General features: G+C 72.3%; 5 protein-coding genes. 3 read left to right on the plus strand and 2 right to left on the minus strand.

Annotated features, from left to right (window positions below; translation table 11 throughout):
* The coding region (locus tag N864_RS20015) for an AMP-binding enzyme (protein WP_034721548.1) at window positions 1-557 on the plus strand (557 nt) is incomplete at its 5' end.
* Between the two features lie 29 nt (window positions 558-586).
* Window positions 587-1,147, plus strand: a complete 561-nt coding sequence (locus N864_RS20020) for an LLM class flavin-dependent oxidoreductase (RefSeq protein ID WP_034721551.1) — start codon at window positions 587-589, stop codon at window positions 1,145-1,147.
* A 42-nt stretch (window positions 1,148-1,189) separates the two neighbouring features.
* Here the strand turns inward: N864_RS20020 and N864_RS20025 are convergent, their stop codons facing one another.
* The gene (locus N864_RS20025) at window positions 1,190-1,591 is read right to left on the minus strand and encodes a VOC family protein (RefSeq protein WP_034721554.1); all 402 of its coding nucleotides are present in this window, start codon (window positions 1,589-1,591) and stop codon (window positions 1,190-1,192) included.
* A gap of 359 nt (window positions 1,592-1,950) precedes the next feature.
* On the opposite strand from N864_RS20025, the gene N864_RS24840 reads away from it, so the two are divergent.
* A complete protein-coding gene (locus tag N864_RS24840; protein ID WP_034721556.1) occupies window positions 1,951-2,961 on the plus strand; it encodes a LuxR C-terminal-related transcriptional regulator in 1,011 nt (336 codons plus the stop codon).
* Here N864_RS24840 and N864_RS20035 read toward each other — a convergent pair.
* The gene (locus N864_RS20035; RefSeq protein WP_034721561.1) at window positions 2,958-3,767 is read right to left on the minus strand and encodes a sulfite exporter TauE/SafE family protein; all 810 of its coding nucleotides are present in this window, start codon (window positions 3,765-3,767) and stop codon (window positions 2,958-2,960) included. The genes N864_RS24840 and N864_RS20035 overlap by 4 nt on opposite strands.
* Window positions 3,768-3,855 lie beyond the last annotated feature (88 nt).

Below are 3,855 nucleotides of genomic sequence, written 5' to 3' on the forward strand. Positions count from 1 at the left end.
GCTGGTCCTGCGCCGTGCTGCTCGAGGACCGCGACGAGGTGGCGCCCGCCGGCACGGTCGGGCGGCTCGCGATCGACACGCAGGCGAGCCCGCTCATGTGGTTCACCGGCTACCTCGACGCACCGGAGAAGACGGCCGAGCGCTTCACCGCGGACGGGCGCTGGTACCTGACGGGCGACACCGCCGCCCAGGACGCCGAAGGCCGCCTGTTCTTCTCGTCGCGCGACGACGACGTCATCATCATGGCCGGCTACCGGATCAGCCCCTTCGACGTCGAGAGCGTGCTCGTGACGCACGACGCCGTGGCCGAGGCGGCGGCGGTGGCCGCCCCGGACCAGCTGCGTGGCGAGGTGCTCGAGGCATATGTCGTGCTCCGCCCCGGGCGCGAGGGCTCACCGGACCTCGTGGTCGAGCTGCAGCAGCTGGTCAAGACGCAGTTCGCCGCGCACGCCTACCCCCGCTCGATCCACTTCGTCGAGGAGCTGCCGAAGACCCCGTCGGGCAAGATCCAGCGGTTCAAGCTGCGGCAGGAGGCCCGCTCCCGGACGGCGGGTTGACCCTGCGTGGCAGCGGGTAGGCGGGAGTCATGGTCTCCATCGGTTACACCATGATGTGCGAACAGTCCCCGCCCGACCTGCTCGTGCGGGACATCCAGCGTGCGGAGGATGCCGGCTTCGACTTCTCCGTCATCAGTGACCACTTCAACCCATGGCTCGAGGAGCAGGGGCACTCCGGCTATGCGTGGTCCATCCTCGGGGCCGCCTCCCAGGTGACCTCGCGGATCCCGCTCATGACCTACGTGACCTGCCCGCTCATCCGCTACCACCCGATCTCCTACGACGTGTCGAAGGACGCCGCGAGCAAGCGGGCGCACGAGCAGTTCCGCTGGACGGGGCTCGGCTGGCCGGTGAACTCGGAGCTGCCCACGCCGGCAGGGTTCGCGTCGGCGTCCGCCTCGGTGCGGCCGGAGGACATCGCCGAGCAGGTGGCGTGCGGGCCGGACGTCGACCACGTCGTCGACAAGGCGAAGGCGTACGTCGACGCAGGCTTCACCGAGCTCGCGCTGGTCCAGATCGGCGCGGACCAGCAGGAGGCGTTCTGCTCGTGGGCCGAGAAGGAGCTGCTGCCGGCGCTGCGCTCGCTCTGACCTCGAGCCCTCGGGCCAGCGGCATACCAAATGGCTTGTGGATCACCCGATCCGGATCGCGCGCGTCTCGCTCGGCCGCTCCTGCACGCCGCGTTCGACGCAGAACTCGTTGCCCTCCGGGTCGGCGAGGGTGACCCAGCCGGAGCCGTCCGGCTTGCGGTGGTCCGCGAGGATCGTCGCGCCCGCAGCGGTGGCCCGCTCGACCGTCTCGTCCCGGGTGGCGTCCTCGGGGCCGAGGTCGAGGTGGACGCGGTTCTTCGCCGTCTTGCCCTCCGGCACGGGGATGAAGAGCAGGCCCGTGCCCTGCTGGGGGAACGTCGGCGCGACGAGCACCTCGGGGTCGTCGTCGTAGAAGAGGTTCCAGCCGAGCAGGTCGGCCCAGAACTGGCCGAGCCGGCGCGCGTCGGCGCAGTCGAAGGTGATGTTGTGGACGTGGGCTCCCATGGGGGCAGTCTCGCGCACGGACGGCGCGGTATGCCGCTGGGTTTCCGTCCGCGTGCGAGGCCGGCCGAACGCCGTGGCGGGCCGAAGGGCCCGGTCCCGGCCCCTGATATTCCCTCCGCTGTACCAGGGACCGGCGCCGCGGGGAACGCCGAGGCGACCTCCCCCCTGGGTGCCCGGCGGCCCCGACCGCATGACCGGGCCCAGCAAGATTGCCAGCCCGGCGGGATGGGCCGGAATCGGCCGCGGACCGACACCGCGGCTCATTCCCCGACGGAGCCGGTTCGCCGCAAACCATGGCGGATCGCGCTCCTTACCGCGAGTATGTCCACCGTGAACCAGGGGACAATGGAGGGGCCGGCATGAGCGACGGCTTGTCCGACGCGGCGCTGCGCGCGCTGCGCCACGCGGACCAGACCATCCGGGAGGCGGACCGCGACGACCTCTTCGGCGTGTATGACGCCTGTCGCGCGGCCATCGGCGCCATCTCGCCGATGGACGACTTCTACATCGGCCTGGTGACGCACGCCGACCGACGGATGTCGTATCCGTACCTCTACACGAACGGCACCTTTGAGGACGCGGGGACCGTCACCTACGGGCCGAACGGGCTGACCGCCTGGATCGTCGCGAGCCGCCGGCCGTACCGGTTCGCGGACGACGGCGGGGCGCTGCTGCACCGCGGGCTCCGCTTCGGCGACGCGGAGCTGTCGAGAGACACGGTGGTCGTGCCGCTTCTCGCTCCGGACGACGGTGAGGTCCTCGGGCTGATGGGCGCCCTGTCGGACACCGCCGACGCGTTCACCGACGAGACGGTGCGTGCCATGGAGTGGCTGGCGGGCCTCGTCGTCGACCGCCTGGAGGCCGGCCGCCCGGGACGGCGGCTCAACCTCGGCCTCGTCTATCCCGAGCTGGGGGACGACGGCCGGTCGGGGAAGGTCACGGCGCTCAACGCCGCGAGCCGGGAGCTCACCGAGCTCGCCGCGCGGCTGAGCGAGCTCGCCGAGGCGATCGCGCGGGACGGAGTGTCCGGTGGTGAGCGTGGGAGGCGCCCCCGCGACGAAGACCTGCGGGAGCGGCTGCTCACCCTGTCGCGACGCTGCTTCGAGATCCAGGCCAACCTCGTGACCCGCCTCGGTCCGCACGACGACGTGCCGGTCGACCCGCTTGCCGTGCTGTCTCCTCGGGAGCGGGCGGTCGTCGCCCTCGTCACCGGGCCGGCGGGTGACCCGGGCAACGCCGGGATCGCCGTGGCGCTCGGCATCAGCCAGGCGACCGTCAAGACGCACATGTCATCGCTGCTCGAGAAGCTCGGACTCGAGCACCGCAGCGAGCTGCGGTGGCTCGTCCGGGGCGGCGGGCGGCCGGGCTAGCCGAGCATCGGGATGGCCCGCGCTGCCGTGTAGAGGGCGACCGCGACGAGCAGGACAGCGAACGCCCGGGTCAGGTGGCGCGGGTGGAGCCTCGCCATGAGGCGACTGCCGAGCAGGCTGCCGACGGTGGCCGCTGCGGTGAACACGCCGATGAGCGTCCAGTCGAGCTGGCCGCCGCTGGAGCTGACCCGTGCGGCCAGGGCGGTGGCGCTGTTGACGACGATGACGAGCAGCGACGTGCCCACGGCGACCGGCATCGGGAAGCCGAGGGCCAGCACGAGGGCCGGGACGAGGGCGAAGCCGCCCCCGACGCCGAAGAAGCCGGTGAGCAGCCCGACGGCCGTGGCGGTGACGATCACCTTGAGAACCTTTGGGCAGGAGCACGAGAAGGGCCGCAGCGTGAGCATCGGCTCGGCCGTGGGGTCGCCCGCCGCGGTTGCGGGCCCGGTCCGTCGGGACCGGCGGAGCATGAGGGTCGCCACCACGAGCATCAGGGCGGCGAAGGCGGTGAGCAGCACGTTGGGGTCGACGGCCGCGGAGAGGGCGGTCCCGGCGATGGAGCCGGCCGTGCCGAGGGCGCCGAAGAGCAGCCCCTGCCCGAACCGGACGCGTCGCGCCCGTGCGTGCGGGACGAGCGCGATGAGGGAGGTCAGGCCGACGATCACGAGGGAGCTCGTCGTCGCCGTGCGCGGGTCCTGGCCGAGAACATAGACGAGCGCGGGGACGGTGAGGATCGACCCGCCGCCGCCCAGGGCTCCGAGCGAGAGGCCGATGGCGAGGCCGAGGGGGACGGCGAGCAGCAGCACGAGTGGCTCCGTGGGGATCTGTCAGGACGATCGGTGGCGAACGGTGGTGAGCGGCTGGGGCCCGGGACGGGGGCCCGGACCCCAGCCG

The organism is Intrasporangium chromatireducens Q5-1 (assembly GCF_000576575.1).
Classification (GTDB): domain Bacteria; phylum Actinomycetota; class Actinomycetes; order Actinomycetales; family Dermatophilaceae; genus Intrasporangium_A; species Intrasporangium_A chromatireducens.

Excerpts from the sequence above, each read along its gene's own strand:
- N864_RS24840 (WP_034721556.1), top strand. The coding sequence starts at position 1,951 with ATGAGCGACGGCTTGTCCGACGCGGCGCTGCGCGCGCTGCGCCACGCG.
- N864_RS20020 (WP_034721551.1), top strand. The coding sequence starts at position 587 with ATGGTCTCCATCGGTTACACCATGATGTGCGAACAGTCCCCGCCCGAC.
- N864_RS20025 (WP_034721554.1), bottom strand. The coding sequence starts at position 1,591 with ATGGGAGCCCACGTCCACAACATCACCTTCGACTGCGCCGACGCGCGC.